The 19,515-nt window shown below is 64.5% G+C and carries 13 protein-coding genes; 2 read left to right on the forward strand and 11 right to left on the reverse strand.

Features of this window, described 5'->3' with window-relative positions; genetic code table 11:
* Positions 1-410: 410 nt before the first annotated feature.
* From ASG77_RS05870 to ASG77_RS05880, 3 genes are read right to left on the reverse strand one after another with little or no spacing between them, the layout of a single operon-like run.
* The gene (locus ASG77_RS05870; RefSeq protein ID WP_056342446.1) at positions 411-4,091 is read right to left on the reverse strand and encodes a 1,4-alpha-glucan branching enzyme; all 3,681 of its coding nucleotides are present in this window, start codon (positions 4,089-4,091) and stop codon (positions 411-413) included.
* 1 nt (position 4,092) lies between these two features.
* On the reverse strand, positions 4,093-5,889 hold the full coding sequence (treS, locus tag ASG77_RS05875) for a maltose alpha-D-glucosyltransferase (RefSeq protein ID WP_056342450.1): 1,797 nt from the start codon (positions 5,887-5,889) through the stop codon (positions 4,093-4,095).
* A complete protein-coding gene (locus ASG77_RS05880; RefSeq protein ID WP_082575864.1) occupies positions 5,886-7,967 on the reverse strand; it encodes an alpha-1,4-glucan--maltose-1-phosphate maltosyltransferase in 2,082 nt (693 codons plus the stop codon). Before ASG77_RS05880 ends, treS begins: the two co-directional genes overlap by 4 nt.
* Positions 7,968-8,119: 152 nt before the next feature.
* Here ASG77_RS05880 and glgP point away from each other — a divergent pair, with 152 nt between their 5' ends.
* Positions 8,120-10,738: an alpha-glucan family phosphorylase gene (gene glgP, locus ASG77_RS05885; protein ID WP_200950673.1), complete on the forward strand. Its 2,619-nt coding sequence runs from the start codon at positions 8,120-8,122 to the stop codon at positions 10,736-10,738.
* Between the two features lie 57 nt (positions 10,739-10,795).
* On the opposite strand, the gene ASG77_RS05890 is transcribed toward glgP, so the two are convergent.
* The 8 genes from ASG77_RS05890 to ASG77_RS05925 all read right to left on the reverse strand — a co-directional run bounded on the left by ASG77_RS05890 (position 10,796) and on the right by ASG77_RS05925 (position 18,622).
* The gene (locus tag ASG77_RS05890) at positions 10,796-11,152 is read right to left on the reverse strand and encodes a barstar family protein (RefSeq protein ID WP_056342456.1); all 357 of its coding nucleotides are present in this window, start codon (positions 11,150-11,152) and stop codon (positions 10,796-10,798) included.
* An 8-nt stretch (positions 11,153-11,160) separates the two neighbouring features.
* Entirely contained in the window at positions 11,161-11,646 is a 486-nt protein-coding gene (locus ASG77_RS05895) for a ribonuclease domain-containing protein (RefSeq protein ID WP_056342459.1), read from the reverse strand.
* A gap of 18 nt (positions 11,647-11,664) precedes the next feature.
* The gene (gene glgX, locus ASG77_RS05900; protein ID WP_056342642.1) at positions 11,665-13,776 is read right to left on the reverse strand and encodes a glycogen debranching protein GlgX; all 2,112 of its coding nucleotides are present in this window, start codon (positions 13,774-13,776) and stop codon (positions 11,665-11,667) included.
* 335 nt (positions 13,777-14,111) lie between these two features.
* Complete coding sequence (gene rlmB / locus ASG77_RS05905; protein ID WP_056342462.1) at positions 14,112-15,101, reverse strand: 23S rRNA (guanosine(2251)-2'-O)-methyltransferase RlmB; 990 nt, start codon at positions 15,099-15,101, stop codon at positions 14,112-14,114.
* Between the two features lie 68 nt (positions 15,102-15,169).
* Positions 15,170-16,627: a cysteine--tRNA ligase gene (cysS, locus tag ASG77_RS05910; protein WP_056342465.1), complete on the reverse strand. Its 1,458-nt coding sequence runs from the start codon at positions 16,625-16,627 to the stop codon at positions 15,170-15,172.
* A 69-nt stretch (positions 16,628-16,696) separates the two neighbouring features.
* Positions 16,697-17,197, reverse strand: coding sequence for a 2-C-methyl-D-erythritol 2,4-cyclodiphosphate synthase (ispF, locus tag ASG77_RS05915; protein WP_056342468.1), 501 nt, complete (start codon positions 17,195-17,197; stop codon positions 16,697-16,699).
* Positions 17,198-17,199: 2 nt separating this feature from the next.
* A complete protein-coding gene (gene ispD / locus ASG77_RS05920; RefSeq protein WP_056342471.1) occupies positions 17,200-18,006 on the reverse strand; it encodes a 2-C-methyl-D-erythritol 4-phosphate cytidylyltransferase in 807 nt (268 codons plus the stop codon).
* A 133-nt stretch (positions 18,007-18,139) separates the two neighbouring features.
* Positions 18,140-18,622: a CarD family transcriptional regulator gene (locus ASG77_RS05925; RefSeq protein WP_026266570.1), complete on the reverse strand. Its 483-nt coding sequence runs from the start codon at positions 18,620-18,622 to the stop codon at positions 18,140-18,142.
* 270 nt (positions 18,623-18,892) lie between these two features.
* Here ASG77_RS05925 and ASG77_RS05930 point away from each other — a divergent pair, with 270 nt between their 5' ends.
* Positions 18,893-19,438 carry a hypothetical protein gene (locus ASG77_RS05930; RefSeq protein WP_056342474.1) on the forward strand — a complete coding sequence of 182 codons (546 nt, stop codon included), beginning with the start codon at positions 18,893-18,895 and terminating at the stop codon, positions 19,436-19,438.
* Positions 19,439-19,515 lie beyond the last annotated feature (77 nt).

The raw sequence follows: 19,515 nt of genomic DNA on the forward strand, positions 1-19,515 counted from the left end.
CACCACGGGGTGGCGGATCCAGTCAATTCAACCAATTCAATACAATAAATTGGTATCAACAAACTTGGCACACTATTGAGTTCTCAAACAACAGACACACCCGGCACCACCACAACCAACATAACGGCCGTGGATCGCTCCGGAGCAACTTTTCAAACTTACCGGCTGTTCTCCATCTTGTCAAACCCGCATCCGCGACTTCGTCAGCCTGAGGCTTTCGTGTCGGTTTTTTCGGTCTGACTCTGTGGAGCAGCGCGGAAATAAACTCTACCACCACTTTGCCGGGATGGCCAACCAAGCCCCAAACGCCCTCCTGCACCCCCACCCGGCGGGTAGCAAAAAGCCCGGAATCTCAAGGAATTCCGGGCCTTTTTGCCCCGCACTTAAGAGAGCGGGTTCACACTATTCGGTCAGCCGGCCGCCAAAGGAGCGGGCTTGAAGTACGCCGCACCCAGGGGCGGCAACGTCACGGTCAACGATGCCGGCTGGCCATCGAGCCCTTCGTCCAGGGCAATCAGCTCACCACCATTCAAAACACCTGAACCGCCATAGGCCGCAGCATCAGTGTTAAGCACTTCGGTCCAGGCCCCTGCAGCGGGAACGCCGAGGACATAGCCCACATGCGGACCGCCGGAGAAGTTGATGGCGCACACCAAAGGATTGCCGTCCTTGTCCCAGCGAACAAAGGTCAGGACGTTGCGGTCGGCATCCCCGCCGTTGATCCACTGGAATCCGCCGGGCTCGTTGTCCCGCGCGTAGAGGGCCGGCGTCGAGCTGTAGAGCTCGTTGAGGTCCTTGGTGAGGAGCTGCAATCCGCGGTGCGCCGGAATGTCGGCCAGGTACCAGTCCAGTCCGTGCTGCTCGGACCATTCAGCCTCTTGGCCGAATTCGGTGCCCATAAAGATGAGCTGCTTGCCCGGGTGCGCCCACTGGTAGGCAAAGAAGGCGCGCAGGTTGGCCAGCTGCTGCCAGCGGTCCCCCGGCATCTTCCGGAGCATGGAGCCCTTGCCGTGCACTACTTCGTCGTGGCTGATGGGAAGCAGGAAGTTCTCTGTGAACGCGTAGACCATCGAGAACGTCAACGTACCGTGGTGCCACTTCCGGTTGACCGGGTCCTCGGAGGCGTACTTGAGGGAGTCGTGCATCCAACCCATGTTCCACTTGAGCCCGAAGCCGAGGCCGCCGTGGCTTGTGGGGGCGGTGACACCGGGGAAAGCCGTGGACTCTTCGGCGATCATCACCGCGCCCGGGTGGGTCTTGTAGACGGTGGCGTTGACTTCCTGGAGGAAGGAAATGGCTTCCAGGTTTTCGCGTCCGCCAAAGCGGTTGGGCGACCACTGCCCGTCTTCGCGCGAATAGTCCAGGTACAGCATCGAGGCCACCGCATCAACCCGGAGTCCGTCGATGTGGAACTCATCAAGCCAGTACAGCGCGTTGGACACCAGGAAGTTCCGCACCTCGGTGCGGCCAAAGTCGAAGATCAGCGTTCCCCAATCGGGGTGCTCGCCCAGGTTCGGGTCGGCGTGCTCGTAGAGGGGTTCGCCGTCGAACTGGGCCAGCGCCCAGGCATCCTTGGGGAAGTGCGCCGGAACCCAGTCCAGCAGCACTCCGATTCCGGCCTGGTGCAGGGAATCCACCAGGAACCGGAATTCGTCCGGATGGCCAAAGCGCGAGGTCGGCGCAAAGTAGGACGTCACCTGGTAGCCCCAGGAGCCGCCGAAGGGATGCTCGGCCACGGGCATGAACTCAACGTGTGTGAAGCCCAGCCATTTGACGTACTCCACCAGCTCCTTGGCGAGCTCCCGGTAGCCCAGGCCAAGGCGCCAGGAGCCGAGGTGGACTTCGTAGGCGCTCATCGGCGAATTGTGCGGGTCACGCTGGGCGCGTGCCGCCATCCATTCGGCGTCCTTGAAAACGTAGGACGGTTCCACTACGCGAGACGCCGTCAGCGGCGGGACTTCGGTGCCGAAGGCCAAGGGGTCCGCCTTTTCGACCCAGTGCCCGCTCTTGGACTTGATCTCGAATTTGTAGCACGCTCCTGCTAAAACGCCGGGAAGGAAGACTTCCCACACGCCTGATGACCCCAGCGAGCGGAGCGAATTTTCGCGGCCGTCCCAGGCATTGAAATCGCCCTTGACGCGGACCGCCTGCGCGTTCGGTGCCCAGACGGCAAAGGAGACGCCGTCAACATCCCCGAGCGAGGACTTGTAGTGCTGGACGTGCGCGCCCAGGACTTCCCAGAGTTTCTCGTGCCGGCCCTCGCCGATCAGGTGCAGGTCCACTTCACCCACGGTGGGCAGGTAACGGTACGGCTCATCCACCGTCAGGGGCGCGGCACCGGCGTAGGTGACTTCCAGCCGGTAGTCGGGGACGTGGCCGGCCTGCAGCGGTTCGAGGACTGCCACCCATACCCCGTTGTTTTCGTGGGTCATCGGCACCGAACCCGCGGCAGTCACCACGCTCACTGCCTCCGCGAGGTGCTTAAGCGTCCGGACCGTCACATGGCCGTGGTCGTCCAGGTGGGCGCCGAGCACCGAGTGCGGCGCGTGGTGTTCGCCGTTAGCCACGCGGGCCAACGTGTCCGGGTCCACGTGAAGAGGCACCCGGGGCCGGTCTGTACGTGCTGAGCCTGTCATTTTCATACCTTCCGATGCTGCCCCGGCCTGATCGCCGGAGCCTTTAATGCTGAGGAGCCGCCTGGACGCATTCGTTGGAATGGCCAGCCAGTCAGGTCTGTTCCGCAATTCATATACGACTTCATAAAGGGCCTTGTCCAGCCACAATGCCACAAAGAGCGGTGAAGTCCGGTCGATGGTGCCGGGTGTGACTGCGGCATAGCCGGCAAGGAACGCGTCCGCGCAATCATCGACCCAGGACGCCGGAACGCGGGCACCCTGATATTCGCGTTCCGCCGCGCCTGCCGCATAGTCGAAGGAACGCAGCATTCCCACCACGTCCCGGAGCGGAACATCGGGGAAATTGCGTTCGGCGATGGGCCGCAGTGGCTCACCTTCAAAATCAAGAATGGCCCACCGGCCGGGCTGGCCGCCGTGGCCGGGGACCTGCAGGATCTGCCCGAGGTGGAGATCGCCGTGGATCCGCTGCAGCGGCCCTGCCGGCACGCCGTCGAGCTCGCCAAGCAGAGCCCCTAGCGCGTCGTCGTAAGGCCCGACGGCGGTACCGGCTTCCGCCCATGCCTGCCGGACCCGCTGGGCTACTCCCGGCGCAATGAGCTGACCCGGGGCCGGTTCAACCGCTGTGCCGAGCGCTTCGGCCAGCCGCCGGTGGACTGTGGCTGTGGCCGCGCCCAGGGCATGCGCCTCGGCGGTGAAATCGGCACCGGTGCGCGCGGCATCCACTGCCAGGCGCCAAGCATCGCGGCCGCCGGCGAGGAATTCGTGGGCTACGGCAAGCTCGCCCTGCGATGGCGCCTGTGCCGGGAGCCCCGATGACGCCGGCGCTTGCCATTCCCCGCGGACCCACCCGAGCGTGGCCGGAACCTCGAAGGTGCCCTGGGCCGTCAGTGCCGCCCCCACCTCGACCTCAGGGTTGATCCCTGCGGAGAGCACACGGAAGAATTTCACGATCGCCGCGGACTCGCCGTCGTCAACAATGACAGAGCTGTTGGACTGCTCACCGGACAGGACTTTGACGATTCCGTGGGCGGTAGGCAGGCGATGCTCCGACCGGGTGCGGTGGCCCGTCGCCGAACCCGTGCTTGAGCCCGCTTCGGACCGGATCAGCTCAAGCCAGGAGGACACAAAGGATGGATCGTGCACGGCGTCGTAGATCCAGGCCAGGCCGGCCCCGGGAGCCTGGCCCACCAGGGCCCGCTCCGCTCCGGCAAGCGGACTTGCCCGGAAACTCAGCGGGACCTGGACTACGTCAGTGCGGAGTCCGCCGTCGGCCGTCCGGGAGGAAACAGCCAGCAGGAAGATCTCCAGCCGGGCCTGCCCGGCGGCATCTTCAAGGCTCAGGCTGCCTGCCTGTTCCAGCGAAAAATCGGCTGTCTTCACGGGGAACCACCGCTGGTGCGGAAGCCATTCGCGAAGGACGGCTCTTAGTGCGGCTGTGAGGGTGGGCTGGGCCATGTCAGTTCTCGATGGACAGGATGGGCAGTGCCTGCGTGTACGGGGAGGCCGGGTTGGACGTCGCAGAGCGGATCCGCAGCCAGAAGAAATCGTGGCTTCCGAGGGTCAGCGTCAGTGATCCGTCGTCGTCGATTCCGGGGAACGGCTGACCGCCGAACACATCGCGGAGTCCGCGGCCGGCAAACTGGGGAATCCGCAGTTTTGCCGCGACGGGGTGCTGCGAAAGGTTGAAGGCGCACAGAATGGATTCGCCTGGCAGCCCCGCTGTGTTGTCCTCCGAAAGTTCCCGGAGGTACGCCACCACGGCGTCGTGGTCCGCTTCGACATGTTTGAACGCGCCCAGCCCGAAGGCAGGGTGGTTCTTGCGGACGCTGAGGATCTGCCGGGTCCAGCGGAGCAGGGAACCGGAGTGGGCGGCCTCGGCTTCCACATTGGCCATGCCGTAGTTGTACACCAGCGACTGGATGACCGGCAGGTAGAGCTTGCCGGGATCAGCATTGGAGAATCCTGCGTTCCGGTCCGGGTTCCACTGCATGGGGGTGCGCACAGCATCGCGGTCATCGAGCCAGATGTTGTCCCCCATGCCGATCTCGTCCCCGTAGTACAGGAACGGGCTGCCAGGCAGCGACAGCAGCAGCGCATTGATCAGTTCGATCTCGGCCCGCGAATTGTCCAGCAACGGCGCAAGCCGGCGCCGGATCCCGATGTTGGCGCGCATCCGGGGGTCCGGGGCATACCAGCCCAGCATCGCCGCACGCTCGTCGGCCGTGACCATCTCCAGCGTCAGTTCATCGTGGTTGCGCAGGAACGTTCCCCATTGCGCCCCTTCGGGGATCTCCGGGGTGTCATGCATGGTCTCGATGATCGGAGCGGCCTTCTGGTCCCGCAGGGCGTAGTAGAGGCGCGGCATGATGGGGAAGTGGAAGGCCATGTGGCATTCGGGCTCTTCCGCTGTTCCGAAGTACTCCACCACCTCGTTGGGCGGCTGGTTGGCCTCGGCGATGATGACGCGGCCCGGGTAGCCTTCATCCACCATGGCCCGCAGCTTGCGCAGGAAGTCATGGGTGGCCGGCAGGTTTTCGCAGTTGGTCCCCTCTTCCTCGAAGAGGTACGGGATGGCATCCGCCCGGAAACCGTCGATGCCCTGGTCCAGCCAGAAACGGACCACGTCAAAGAGCGCTTCGATGACCTTGGGGTTCTCAAAGTTCAGGTCAGGCTGGTGGCTGAAGAAGCGGTGCCAGAAGAACTGCCGGCGGATGGGGTCGAAGGTCCAGTTGGACTCCTCCGTGTCCACGAAGATGATGCGGGCGTCCTGGTACTTCTCGTCAGTGTCGCTCCACACGTAAAAGTCGCCAAAGGGACCGTCCGGGTCCTTGCGCGATTCCTGGAACCACGGGTGCTGGTCCGAGGTGTGGTTGAGCGGCAGGTCAATGATGACCCGGACGCCGCGGGCATGGGACTCGGCCACCAGCCGCTTGAAGTCGCTGATGGTGCCGAACTCATCCAGGACGGAGTTGTAGTCCGAAATGTCATAGCCGCCGTCACGCAGCGGCGACTGGAAGAACGGCGGCAGCCACAAGCAGTCCACGCCAAGCCACTGCAGGTAGTCCAGCCGGTCGATCAGGCCGGAGAAGTCGCCCGAACCGTCGCCGTTCGCATCCGCGAAGGCCCGCACCAGCACCTCATAGAACACGGCTTTCCGATACCAGAGCGGATCGTGGGCCAGGCCGGGGGCGTTCAGCTCAAACGTGCTCTTGGGGGTGAAATGCTGGCTGGAACTCTGCGGATTAAAGCTCACTGATGCAATCTCCTCACGCTCAGGATGTGTGCGGGTTCAACGTGCGCGTCCAGGCGGACGTAGTTGTATTCGCCCCATTCCCAGGATTCGCCGGAAATGAGGTCATCCACCCGGAATCCGCCGTTGGGCGACAGGTCCTCGGGGTCCAGTTCCAGCGCAGCCAGATCCAGTGAAATCGTGCTCTCCCTGATGCCGTGCGGATCAACGTTGACCACCACAATGATGGTGTCCTTGGTGCCGTCCGGCAGGGTCTTGTGCTTGGAGTACACCACCGTGGCGTCGTCGGTGCTGTGGTGGACCGTGAGATTCTGCAGGTCCAGCAGCGCCGGGTGGTTGTGCCTGATCGCGTTGAGCCTGGTCAGGTACGGCGCCAGGGTCCGGCCTGAGGCAGCGGCAGCGTCCCAGTCACGGGCTTTGTATTCGAATTTCTCGTTGTCGATGTACTCTTCCGCGCCGGGGCGGGCAACATGCTCATAAAGTTCGTAGCCGGCATAAACGCCCCAGAGGGGGCTGGCGGTGGCGGCCAGTGCGGCGCGGATCTTGAACGCGGCCGGACCGCCGAACTGCAGGTATTCCGTGAGGATGTCCGGCGTGTTGACAAAGAAGTTGGGCCGGAAGTACGCCGGCGACTCGTGGCTGACCTCCGTGAAGTAGGTTTCGAGTTCCTTTTTGGTGTTCCGCCACGTGAAGTAGGTGTAGGACTGCTGGAAGCCCGCCCGGCCCAGGGCGTGCATCATGGCAGGGCGCGTGAACGCTTCCGCGAGGAACACGACGCCAGGGGTCTTTTTGTTGACCTGGCCAATGAGCCATTCCCAGAACCACACCGGTTTGGTGTGCGGATTATCCACCCGGAAGATCTTCACGCCATGGCTGACCCACAGCAGCACGATCCGCAGGATTTCCTTCGCAAGCCCTTCCGGATCATTGTCGAAATTGAGCGGGAAAATATCCTGGTATTTCTTGGGCGGGTTTTCCGCGTACGCGATGCTCCCGTCAACCCGGGTCGTGAACCATTCCGGGTTGGACTGCACCCAGGGGTGGTCCGGCGCGGCCTGCAGCGCCAGGTCCAGGGCGACTTCCAGGCCCAGTTCGTTGGCGCGGGCAACAAAGGCGTCGAAGTCCTCGAACGTGCCCAGTTCCGGGTGGATGGCGTCGTGTCCACCCTCCTTGGCGCCGATGGCCCAGGGCGAGCCGGGATCATGCGGGCCGGCAATCAGGGTGTTGTTGGGGCCCTTGCGGTGCTGGATACCGATGGGGTGGATCGGCGGCATGTAGATCACATCGAAGCCCATTTCCGCCACCGCGTCCAGCCGCTTCGCCGCGGTCCGGAAATTCCCGGACGTCCACGCCCCGGTGGTGGCGTCCCTGACGGCGCCTTCGGACCGGGGGAAGAATTCGTACCAGGCTCCGCGGCCTGCGAGATCGCGCTCCACCAGCAGCGGGAACTGCTCGGAAACGGTGATCAGTTCGCGGACCGGCTGGCGGTCCACCACGGCGGCGACGTCAGCGCCGAAGCCGGCTGCCAGACGCTCCTCATCGGTGAGGGACCCGTTGCCCAGAATGGAAGACGCCATGCGCAGGGTACGCCGGTCCGACGCATTGCGGGAGGCGTCGGCGGCCGCTTCCGAGAGCAGCGCCGATCCTTCGGCGAGCATCAATTCGACGTCGATGCCTGCCGCCACCTTGACTTCGGCGTTGTGGTGCCAGGTTCCGTAGCGGTCGTGCCAGGCCTCGATGAAAAACGTCCAGTTTCCAACGGCCGACGGCGTGAGGATGCCCTCCCAGCGGTCGGTACCGAGGCCGCGTTCCCCCTTGGGCGGCGCCAGCCTGACGCGCTGGCGTTCCTTCCCGCGGGGATCCAGCAGGACCGCGCTGACACCCAGCTGGTCATGCCCCTCCCGGAAGGCCGTGGCGCCCACCACAATTCCCTCCCCCGGCAGGGCCTTGGCAGGATACTTCCCACCCTCCACCGCAGGCTGCACTGCAGTGATCGGAAAACGGCCAAATCTTAGCCCGTCGGTGATTTTGCCTTTCGGCTTTTTCTTCAAGGCGGCAGGGGTTGCTGAGTTAGTCGTCACAGGCTCGACGTTAGCGAGAAATGGCTCAGATTGCTAAGCCTGCGCTGCTTTTTGTCGCGGCGATTCGACTTATCCGCCACGCCAACTGTCATTTACCTAAAAGAAAGCCAAAGCTGTTCCGGACGTTGATGTTGTCGGTTAGTGTGGCGCAGGTGAAGGCAATCCGCAGATTTACCGTCAGAACAGTCCTCCCGGAACCCATCAGGCCGCTGGCCCGGTTGGCCACCAACCTGCGCTGGTCCTGGCACCGGCCCACCCGTGAACTTTTCGCGGCCCTGAACCCCCGCATCTGGGAGGAATCCGGCCAGGATCCCATCAGTTTCCTGGGCCGGGTCAGCCGCGAAGAGTTCCAGCGCCTCGCCGCCGACCCCTCGGTGGTGGACCAGGTCCGCGCCGCCGCCGAGGACCTTGACCGGTACCTTGAGCAGCCCCGCTGGTACCAGAGCCTGGGCGAGGATGCCCCGGCCGCCATCGCGTACTTCTCCCCCGAATTTGGCATCACCGAAGTCCTGCCGCAGTACTCCGGTGGCCTGGGCATCCTGGCCGGCGACCACCTCAAGGCCGCCTCGGACCTGGGCGTGCCCCTGATCGGCGTTGGCCTGCTGTACCAGGCGGGCTACTTCAAACAGTCACTCTCCCGCGACGCCTGGCAGCAGGAAACGTACCCTGTACTCGACCCTGACGGCCTCCCCCTGACTCTGCTTCGTGAACCGTCCGCCGACGGCAACGGCCGGCCTTTGCAGATCTCACTCCCGCTCCCCAACGGGCGCCGGCTGCTGGCACACATCTGGCGTGCCGACGTCGGACGCGTTCCCCTCTTGCTGCTGGACTCCAACGTTCCCGGCAACGACGACGCCGCGCGCGGCATCACCGACCGCCTCTACGGCGGCGGCGGAGACCACCGGCTCCAGCAGGAGCTCCTGCTGGGGATGGGCGGAGTCAAGGCGCTGCGCGCGTACCAGCAGCTCACCGGAACCGCCGCGCCCGAGGTGTTCCACACTAACGAGGGCCATGCCGGCTTCCTGGGGGTTGAGCGCATCCAGGAACTGATGGCCGGCGACGCCGCCCTCAGCTTCGACGAAGCCCTCGCCGCCGGCCGGGCGTCCACGGTCTTCACCACCCACACTCCCGTTCCGGCCGGCATCGACCGTTTCGAGATTTCCCAGATCCACCACTTCTTCCAGGCCGGGCTTGCGCCCGCGGTACCCGTGGACCGGATCCTGGAACTGGGCCGGGAAAACTACGCCGACGGCAACCCGTCAGTCTTTAACATGGCGGTGATGGGACTCCGGCTGGCACAGCGGGCCAACGGCGTCGCCAAGCTCCATGGCGAGGTATCCCGCGGGATGTTCTCGGCCCTGTGGCCGGGGTTCGACCATTCCGAGGTGCCTATCACGTCCGTTACCAACGGAGTGCACGTGCCCACCTGGGTCGACGGGCGCATCTCCCGGCTCGCGAGGGAACAGTTCGGCACCGAGGCCGAAGCCCTGGGCCGCTGGGACCTTGCCTACAACGTCAGCGATGCAGACGTCTGGGCGCTGCGCCGTGAAATGCGCACCGCGTTGGTGGAGGACGTACGCCGCCGGCTCAGGGCTGCGTGGAAGAAACGCGGCGCCGCCGACGCCGAGCTTGGCTGGACCGACAGCGTCCTGGACCCCGACGTGCTGACCATCGGCTTCGCCCGGCGCGTTCCCACCTACAAGCGCCTGACGCTGATGCTTCGCGAGCCGGACCGGCTCAAGGCGCTGCTGCTGCATCCGGAACACCCGATCCAACTGGTGATCGCCGGCAAGTCCCACCCGGCAGATGATGCCGGGAAGAAAATGATCCAGGATCTGGTCCGCTTCACCGACGACCCCGAGGTCCGCCACCGCATCGCGTTCCTGCCGAACTACGACATCGCGATGGCCAGGACGCTGTTCCCGGGCTGCGACGTGTGGCTCAACAACCCGCTCCGCCCCCTGGAGGCGTGCGGTACGTCGGGCATGAAGGCCGCAATCAACGGTTCGCTGAACCTTTCGGTGATGGACGGCTGGTGGGATGAAATGTACGACGGCGAGAACGGCTGGGCGATCCCCACCGCCAACAACGACGCGTCCCCCGAGGAGCGGGACGACATCGAGGCCGCGGCGTTGTACGAACTCCTGGAAACCCAGGTGGCGCCACGCTTCTACGGGAACACGGTGTCTGACAGCGCCGGTGCTGCCGGACCGTCCACCACGGGCACCGAGAAAGTCCCGACGCATTGGGTGTCAATGATCAAGCACACGCTGTCCCATCTGGGCCCGGCCGTTTCCGCGGAGCGCATGCTGCACGACTACGTCAACGTGCTCTACCGCCCCGCCGCCGAGGCCGGACGCAGGGCCGTTGCCAACTCCTACGCCCAGGCCCGTGTGCTGGCGGCATGGACTGCCAAAGTACGTTCGGCGTGGCCTCTGCTGCACGTCGAACATGTGGACTCCGTGGGCGTTTCCGAGGACCCTCAGATCGGGGACACCCTGCAGGTGAACGCCTACATCGCGCTGCACACCCTCTCACCGGAGGACGTGTCCGTGGAGGTGGCTTATGGCCGTGCCGAGGAAAGCGACACCCTGGCGGATGTCACCCTGATGGAGTTGAACTCGAAAGAGGACCTGGGCGAGGGGCGCCACCTGTTCAGCGGCTCGCTGGTCATAGACCGTTCCGGTCCCTTTGGCTACACCGTCCGCGTCCTGCCCCGGCACGAGGCCTTGGCTTCCAAGGCTGAGCTGGGGCTGATCGTCAACGCCTGATCCACCGCATTTGTTGGCCCCCGCCGTCTTCCGGACAGCGGGGGCCAACCGGTTTAACTAGAGCAGCACGGCCGTGACCGCGAGGTCACTGCCGGCGTAGCTTTCGGCATCCTGGAGGACCTCGCAGATGATCCCGAAGGACCTGTCCCCCCGGAACGCTGCGGCCACCTGCCAAAGGATTGTGACCGGGGCGCTACCGTTCTCGCCGATGCTGTCCGCGAAATCGTGCAGGGAGTCGTTCAGGGCGTCCATGTTCACGCCGTAGTGCTCAGGAAAGGCGAGCACTTCGCCGAAGGTTTCCAGGACAGCCTTCTTACTGTCGGCGGCGGGGACCACCAGGCTGCGGCGGCCGGCGTCGGCGACCTGTTCCTGGAGTTCTTCGATGGTCCAGGTGTCGGCGGAGTAAATTTTCATGAGGGTGTTCAGCTGCCTTCTGCGATGAATTTGAACGAGTCGTAGTGGTCCTGGGTGTAGTACTTCTCCCCCTCGGAGCCGGTGACAATGCGGCGGGCTCCCCGGTCGGATTCACCCGGGGTGGGCACGGTGTACTCGCGGTAATAGCCTGAGCCCTGCCGCGGGAGAATGCGCTCGAAGTTGCCGAACGTCTGGTTGTCCTGGCTGTAGCGGTAGGGGCCGCCGGCACGGATGGCGGTGAGGGTAGTCCGCGCTTCGGCCGGCAGCTGGGATTCCTTGATCGCGGGCAACCCGGACGGGTTGGCGGGAACTACCGCCGGGGCCGAAACCTCCGCAGGACCCGGGACGGGATCACCCGGGACCGGAGCCGCGCTGGAACTGGCTGCCGGCGTCGTACTTCCCGCTAGGGTCTCAAGGAGCCCGGGGCCGCCGAAAGCGAACACCGCCATGGCCAGCAGCCCGGTCAGCAGCAGGGCAATGGAGCGGTTGCGCAATTTTGGTCCCCTCCGCAGCTACGTGCGGTAGATGTTGATCGAGTTCGCCTCGATGCTGTCCGTCTCGCCGGACGCCACGCGGCTGCCCTGTCGAAGGTCGTGAAGCGGCGACGTTGTCAGCCGGAGTTCGAACATCCTGCTGGGCGTTCCGTCGTCGTTCGTGAGTTCCGGAAGGGTGATCTTGACATCGGCGTTGCTGCCGTTGACCACCACCAGGCCTGCGATGGTGCCGTCATCCGAGCCGAGCAGGAGCTGCATGACCCGGTGCCGAGGATCATTCCACTGATCCATGGACATGGGTTGTCCCGAGTGATCAAACCAGTAGATATAGGACTGCTCATCCCGCGCCGGAAAATCATGGGGTTGGCTTGCCAGGAACTCCTTGCGCAGGCGGACGTAGCGCTTGGTGCTGCGGAGCATCTCTGCGGATTCCGGCGTACGCGTCCAGTCGAGCCAGGCCAGTGGGTTGTCCTGGCAGTAGGCGTTGTTGTTTCCCTGCTGCGTGCGTGCCAGCTCGTCCCCGGCGGTGATCATGGGCACACCGAGCGAAATCATCAGGGACGCCATGAGGTTCCGCCGGGACTGCGACCGCTGCGCCAGGATGCTCTCGTCCTCGCTCCGGCCTTCGAAGCCGTGGTTGTAGCTGCGGTTGTCCCCGTGCCCGTCCCGGTTCTGCTCGCCGTTGGCCTCGTTGTGTTTACGGTCGTAGGACACAAGGTCGTTGAGCGTGAAGCCGTCGTGTGCCGTGATGAGGTTGACCGACGCCAGCCTGGAACGGCCCGACGCTTCAAAGAGCCCGGCAGACCCGGACAGGGCATCAGCCAGCCGCGCCACGGACCCGCCCTGCCCGCCGGCTTCGATGGCCGCCCGGTCGGCAAGCCAGAAGGAGCGGACGCCGTCCCTGAAGTGGTCGTTCCAGTCAACCCAGCCGCCCGGGAACCGTCCCGTCTGCCAGCCGCCATAGCCGACGTCCCAGGGCTCGGCGATCAGTTTTACGTCTGACAGCACCGGATCGGCGGCCACAGCCACCAGGAACGGGTGCCGGGGATCAAACTCGTTGTCCGCGTTCCGACAGAGCGTCACGGCCAGGTCGAAACGGAAGCCGTCGATGTGGAATTCGTCCACCCAATACCTGAGGGAATCCAGCACCAACTGGACCACCCTGGGCTGGCCGAAATTCAGGCTGTTGCCGCAGCCCGTAGTGTCGATGTACTTCCCGTGGCCATCAGTTCGGTAGTACGTGTCCTCACCGAGTCCGCGGAAGCTGATGGCCTGGCCGTCCGGGCCGCCCTCGGCAGTGTGGTTGTAGACGACGTCGAGAATCACTTCCAGCCCTGCCGCGTGGAGCAGCTTAACCATTCCCTTGAACTCGTCCTGGACGGCGTGCGGTCCGGCATCCCGCGCCGCCTGCGTCGCGTAGGCTGCGTGCGGTGCGAAAAACGCGGCCGTGTTGTAGCCCCAGTAGTTGGTCAGGCCGAGGTTCTGCAGGTGCAGCTCATCGAGGTGGAAGTGCACCGGGAGCAGCTGGACAGCGGTAATACCCAGGCTCTTGAAATGCTCGATGATGGCCGGATGGGCCATTCCGGCGTAGGTGCCACGCAGCTCCTCGGGGACATCGGGATGCAGCATACTCTGGCCGCGGACATGGGCCTCGTAGATGATGGTGTTCCGCCACTGCGTCCGGGGCCGTTCGTCGATGCCCCAGTCAAAATCGCCGGCCATCCGGACGCTCGTCAGGAAACCCTCCCCCTGGTCCACCGCCCGGCCGTAAGGATCGAGCAAAAGAGGCTGCCCGCCGTCGTCGTCCAGGTCCACGATGGGGACCGCCAGCGGCAACGGGTCCGCCTTGGACGTGGCGCGAAAACCGTACAGCGATCCGTACGGGAAATCCTCAACAATTCCATGGTGCACGCCGTGGGTGACATTGGGCAGGGTCTGCAGATGCCACTCGCTGCCCGGAGCCTTGTAGGCAATCTCAAGGTTCTCCACGGCCGGGGCGTACACAGCGACGTTGGCGCTGGACTGCACGCCGTAATCCGCTCCCGATCCCGGGCGCGGGACGCTGACACCGAGCGGATATGCCGAAGAGGCATCCCTGGTGGAAGCGGTATCGAAAAGCGGCATGACCATCACGTCCATGGTAGCGGCCAGCGGCTGTTGAACTGCACTGCCGCTTTTATGACGTCATCCGGACCCACCACGCTCCAACGCTCTCGCAGTTTTCGCGCCTTAAACAGAAACGCTCTCTCACCGGGTGAGAGAGCGTTTCTGTTAAACCCACCAAAGGTGAGAGAGCGTTCGGCAGGACGACGATACAGCCGTTGCGGCCGTTTTGCCAGGGAGCGCATCGCCGACCAGAGCCGAAGAAGGCCGCCCGCGGCCGAATGAGGCAACGGGAGGTGTCTAAGCGACGGCAAAGCGGTCGCGGCGGCGACCCCGCCGCCGTGCCGCCGCCTCGCAGCGAGTTACTTGACGGCGCGCTGCCTCGAGATTTCGTACAGGGAGATGCCAACGGCCATGGAGGCGTTGAGCGATTCCATGGCGGAGTTGATCGGAATGGAGACGATCTGGTCGCAGTTTTCGCGGACCAGGCGGCTCAGGCCCTTGCCTTCGGACCCGACCACAATGCAGACGGGCTCGGCGGCCAGGGTGAGGTCAGGCAGCGAAACGTCGCCGTCGCCGTCGAGCCCCAGGACAAAGATGCCCATGTTCTTGAACTGCTTCAGGGCACTGTTCAGGTTGGCGGCACGTGCCACCGGAACACGCACGGCAGCGCCGGCGCTGGTCTTCCAGGCCGAAGCCGTGACGCCCACGGAGCGGCGTTCCGGGACGATGACGCCGTGGCCGCTGAAGGCCGAGACGGAGCGGATGATGGCACCAAGGTTGCGCGGGTCCGTGATGCCGTCCAGGGCAACGAACAGCGGGGCGTTGGATACGTGGCCCTTCTTCCAGCGGTCCACGGTTTCCTCGGCCAGGTCATAAGCGTCCTGGTACTCGTACGGCGGGATCTGCAGGACCAGGCCCTGGTGGATGGCGTCGTCCGTCATGCGGTCAAGTTCGGGCTTGCCGGTCTCGAGCAGCGGGATACCGCGTTCGGCGGCGATCTTCAGCGACTCCTTGACACGGTCATCCATTTCAATCCGGATGGCGATGTGCAGGGCCTTCGCGGGGATCCCGGCGCGGAGGGCTTCCACCACGGAGTTACGGCCGGTGACGACTTCCTCGGTGGCGCGGCCCTTGGGACCCGTGCGGGAGGCGCCGGCGCTGCGGGCACCCGTGCCGCGCTTGGCGGCCGAACGTTCGGCAAGCTGCTTGCTCTTGTGCGCCTTGTGGTACGGGCGGTCCTCCGCCTTGGGCGTGGGACCCTTGCCTTCGAGGGCCTTACGGCCATGACCACCGGTTCCGATGGTTGGCCCCTTCTTTGCTTTGACCGACCGGCGACCGTTGTTGGCCATGATTTTCCACCCTTGATTGTTTGACTGAGTCTGCTTACCAGTCTACTGAATCAAGTAAAATCGCCGGTTCAGTCCCGTTGCAGGCTCCAGGTAGCGCCATTTGGGCCATCTTCGACGACGACGCCGGCCGCCTTCAGCGTGTCGCGGATGGCGTCGGAGGCAGCCCAGTCCTTGGTGGCCCGGGCCTGCGTGCGGGCAGCGAGCTGGGCTTCCACCAGGACGTCGAGGGCGGCTGACTCCCGGGCGTCCGACGCCGGGCCGGACGCCACCGCATTCAGGCCCAGGACCCGCAGCATGTCATGCACGCTGCGCAAGGCCTGCTGGGCGTCTTCCAGCTTCCCCTCCGTCAGGGCAGTGTTGCCGGCACGGACTGTTTCGTGGACCACTGCGAGGGCCTGCGGCACATTGAGATCGTCATCCATGGCGCTCTCGAACGCCTCGGGAACCTTGCCGTAGGTGGCGAAGGTGTAGTTCCCACCGGCGGCGAGGGCCCGAACGGCGCGGCTGATGAAGCCGTCAATGCGTTCGACGGCGGCGGCGGCCTCGTCGAGCGATGTGGGGCGGTAGTCCAGCACTGAGCGGTAGTGGGCCTGCCCGAGGTAGTAGCGGACCACCCGAGGCGACGCGATGTCCAGCATCTCCGAAGGGCTGATGGTGTTGCCGATGGACTTGGACATTTTCTCGCCCTGGTACGTGACCATACCGTTGTGCATCCAGAAGTTGGCGAACCCGTGCCCTGCGGCCTGGGACTGCGCCATTTCGTTTTCGTGGTGCGGGAAGCGCAGGTCCAGTCCGCCGCCGTGGATATCAAATTCGGTGCCGAGGTACTTGGTGACCATGGCGGAGCATTCCAGGTGCCAGCCCGGACGTCCGGCGCCCCAGGGCGAGGCCCAGCTCGCCGTCGTCGGCTCTCCTTCTTTGGAGCCCTTCCACAGCGCAAAGTCGCGGGGGTCCTTCTTGCCGCGGGGATCCGCGTCCGGGGCACCCTGCATGTCGTCAATGTTCTGGCGCGTCAGTGTCCCGTACTTGTCCCAGGACCGCACGTCGAAGTAGACGTCGCCGGAATCGTCCAGCGCCGGGTAGGCGTGGCCGCGGTCGATCAGCTGTTGGATCAGCGCATGCATTTCGGGGATATGGCCGGTTGCCCGTGGCTCATAAGTGGGCCGGGAAACGCCGAGCGTGTCGTAGGCCTGCAGGAACGCCTGCTCGTAGCGATAGGCCAGGGCCCACCATTCCTCCTCGCGGACAGCGTCCGGTCCGGCTTCGAAGTCCGGGCTGAACGATTCGGCAGACTTGGCGAGGATCTTGTCGTCGATGTCCGTGACGTTGCGGACCGCGGTGACCCGCAGCCCCCGGTACTCGAGCCAGCGGGTCAGCTGGTCAAAGGCGATCGCCGAGCGGATGTGACCTACGTGGGGCATGCCCTGCACGGTGGCTCCGCAGTAGTACAGGCTCGCTTTTCCCGGGACGAGGGGAACGAAGTCACGGACTTCGGCGGACGCGGTGTCATAGAAGCGGAGAGTCACCGCTCCAGATTAGCGGAAAAGGACTGTGTGCCGGCCCCCGCGCGTTTATCCGGCCTGAACAACGCTGGGTTAAATCACCGGATAGACCAAAGCGGTGGCGACGGCGGAAATGCCCTCGCCCCTGCCGGTGAAACCGAGTCCGTCGCTGGTGGTGGCCGTGACACTGACCGGCGCCCCTGCCGCCTCGCTCAGCACGCGTTGGGACTCTTCCCGCCGCGGGCCGAATTTGGGCCGGGTAGCCACGAACTGCACTGCCACGTTGCCGATCTCAAAGCCGGCCGCACGGACAATCCTCGCCGCCTCGGTCAGGAGCGTGACGCCGGAGGCTCCGGCGAACTCCGGACGGTCGGTGCCAAAATGCGTGCCGAGGTCCCCGATGCCGGCGGCCGAGAACAGGGCGTCGGCGGCGGCGTGGGCCACCGGGTCCCCGTCCGAATGCCCGGCCAGTCCACGCTCGCCTTCCCAGAACAGCCCGCCCAGCCAGAGCGGACGGGGAAGGTCAGGGGACGCGTAGGCATGGACATCCAGGCCGATACCCGTGCGCGGCAGGATCATCTTGGCTTCACTCATGCCTAACCCTCCACCCAGCGGATGCCCAGCGGGCCTTCCAGCAGCCCCTCGGCAATGATCAGGTCCAGCGGCGTGGTGATTTTTATTGACTGTGTGGAGCCATGGACGGCGTGCACGGGAACTCCCAGGAGTTCCACCAGCATGGCGTCGTCGGTGACCGCGGCAGCCTGTTCCTCGTCAAAGTCCGCCGCTGCCTGATGGGCCTGGATCAGTGTGGACAGGCGGAACCCTTGAGGCGTCTGGACCGAACGGAGCTCCTCCCGCGGCGCGGTCCCGGTCACGAGTTCCGGGGCGATGATGCTGTCGTCACCGGTCGTGGGGGTAACCATCTTCACCGTATCCACCACCGGTACGGCAGGAATCACTGCAACGGCGCCGGCAGCCAGGGAATCGACGACACGGTGGAAGACATACTCGGGCGTCAGCGCCCTGGCGGCGTCGTGGACCAGCACAGCTTCGGTGCCGTCCAGCAAGGCCGCCAACGCTGACCGGACGGAAGCGGCACGGGTGGCACCGCCGTCGACCGTTGTCAGCACGGGAAGCGGGTTCTCCTGGTTGGCATCGTTCCCCGCCCGGAGTTCCTCGGCGAAGGCCGCGCACAATTCCTGCAGGACTATATCTCCGGGCGGCAGGGCCACACAGATCTGGCGTGCGACTCCGGCGGCAGCGACGCCCCGGAGGGCATGCGTAAGTATGGCGTCACTCCCCAGCGGCACGCGCGCCTTGGGCATGCCGTAACCCAGCCGCTCGCCGGACCCTGCGGCAACAATGACGACGGCGGTGACGGGGCGGGGAAGTCCGTTGTTCATGCGGTCCAGCCTACGTGCCTGCGTGCCCGGCGTGCCGAATCCCACCCGCGCGACGCGCCTGCCGCTGAGGGCTGGACCGAAAAAGGGCAAAAAGAAACCCCGGAGGCACTTGCGTACCCCCGGGGCTCAATTCTTAGGAAGCCAGGACCTCGTCGAGAACGCTTGCAGCCTTCTCTTCATCAGTCTTTTCAGCCAGTGCAAGTTCTGAAATCAGAATCTGACGGGCCTTGGCCAGCATGCGCTTCTCACCTGCGGAAAGGCCCCGATCGTGATCACGGCGCCAGAGGTCGCGAACAACCTCTGCTACCTTGATGACGTCACCGGAAGCAAGCTTCTCCAGATTTGCCTTGTATCTGCGCGACCAGTTGGTGGGTTCTTCAGTGAACTCAGCCCGGAGAACATCAAATACGTGCTCCAGACCTTCCTTGCCCACTACGTCACGGACCCCAACAAGGTCAACGTTCTCTGCTGGAACTTCAATGGTCAGATCACCCTGAGCCACCTTGAGCTTGAGATACATTTTCTCTTCGCCCTTGACAGTGCGCATCTTGATTTCTTCAATTTTTGCAGCACCGTGGTGAGGGTAAACTACTGTCTCGCCGACCTCAAATACCATGTGGACATTCCCCTTTCCCGCAGACCAGTTTATCACGATTCAGGCATATGACTGGCCTCGAACCGGCCCCGGAACCCCGGAAATACGCGGAAAATGGGCAGAATAGACCCCCTTCGCCCCCTTGACGAATGCAGATAATAGTGCATGCGCGGCCTGCTGCCAAGGGGAATATGACCGTGCGGAATCCTCGTTTGGGCCGGTTTGCCGCTAGGCTATGGCTGAATAATGTTTCAAGACTCTCGAGGAGTACGTGACGTGCGTTTCACTGCGATGAACCGGGCCCAGGGCGGCAAACTGGCACTGGCGGCAGGTTCCCTGGCCCTCGCCCTGGCGACGATGACCGGCTGTGGCTACATCAACCCCCAGCAGACTTCTCACCAGTACGCGGCGTCGGACGGTATCCGCGCCGACCTGGGTCCGCTGCAGCTGCGCAACATGCTGATTGTCTCCGCCGGCGAAGACAAGCCCGGCCGCCTGCTCGGCGCCGTCTACAACTCCTCTTCAAAGGACGTCAAGCTCACGGTCAACGGTGCCGACGGTTCGCAGACGCAGGTGCCGGTGAAAGCCAACTCCTACACGCTGCTCAACGACTCCACGGATGAGGCAATCCTCAGCACCAGCGGCGGTATCGCCGGCTCCCTGGTCGATGTGAAGATCACCGAAGACGGCACCAACGTGAGCAAGACTGTCCGCGTGCCTGTCCTGGATGGTTCCCTCGCGGAGTACAAGGAGTACCTGCCGGCCGGCAGCGAACCGACCGGATCCGCCACACCCAGCCCGTCGCCGTCGGCCACCGGCACTGGTGCGGCCCACTAAGCAGCAGCAAAGCACAAAAAGGAGGGGCTCCCCGCGGGGAGCCCCTCCTTTTTGTGCACTTGAAGTCTGGTGCGCCT

The sequence above is a fragment of the Arthrobacter sp. Soil762 genome, from assembly GCF_001428335.1.
Lineage (GTDB): Bacteria > Actinomycetota > Actinomycetes > Actinomycetales > Micrococcaceae > Arthrobacter.

Excerpts from the sequence above, each read along its gene's own strand:
- ASG77_RS05870 (WP_056342446.1), bottom strand. The coding sequence starts at position 4,091 with ATGGCCCAGCCCACCCTCACAGCCGCACTAAGAGCCGTCCTTCGCGAA.
- ASG77_RS05925 (WP_026266570.1), bottom strand. The coding sequence starts at position 18,622 with ATGGTATTTGAGGTCGGCGAGACAGTAGTTTACCCTCACCACGGTGCT.
- glgX (WP_056342642.1), bottom strand. The coding sequence starts at position 13,776 with ATGGTCATGCCGCTTTTCGATACCGCTTCCACCAGGGATGCCTCTTCG.
- ASG77_RS05930 (WP_056342474.1), top strand. The coding sequence starts at position 18,893 with ATGAACCGGGCCCAGGGCGGCAAACTGGCACTGGCGGCAGGTTCCCTG.
- ispF (WP_056342468.1), bottom strand. The coding sequence starts at position 17,197 with ATGAGTGAAGCCAAGATGATCCTGCCGCGCACGGGTATCGGCCTGGAT.
- ispD (WP_056342471.1), bottom strand. The coding sequence starts at position 18,006 with ATGAACAACGGACTTCCCCGCCCCGTCACCGCCGTCGTCATTGTTGCC.
- ASG77_RS05890 (WP_056342456.1), bottom strand. The coding sequence starts at position 11,152 with ATGAAAATTTACTCCGCCGACACCTGGACCATCGAAGAACTCCAGGAA.
- rlmB (WP_056342462.1), bottom strand. The coding sequence starts at position 15,101 with ATGGCCAACAACGGTCGCCGGTCGGTCAAAGCAAAGAAGGGGCCAACC.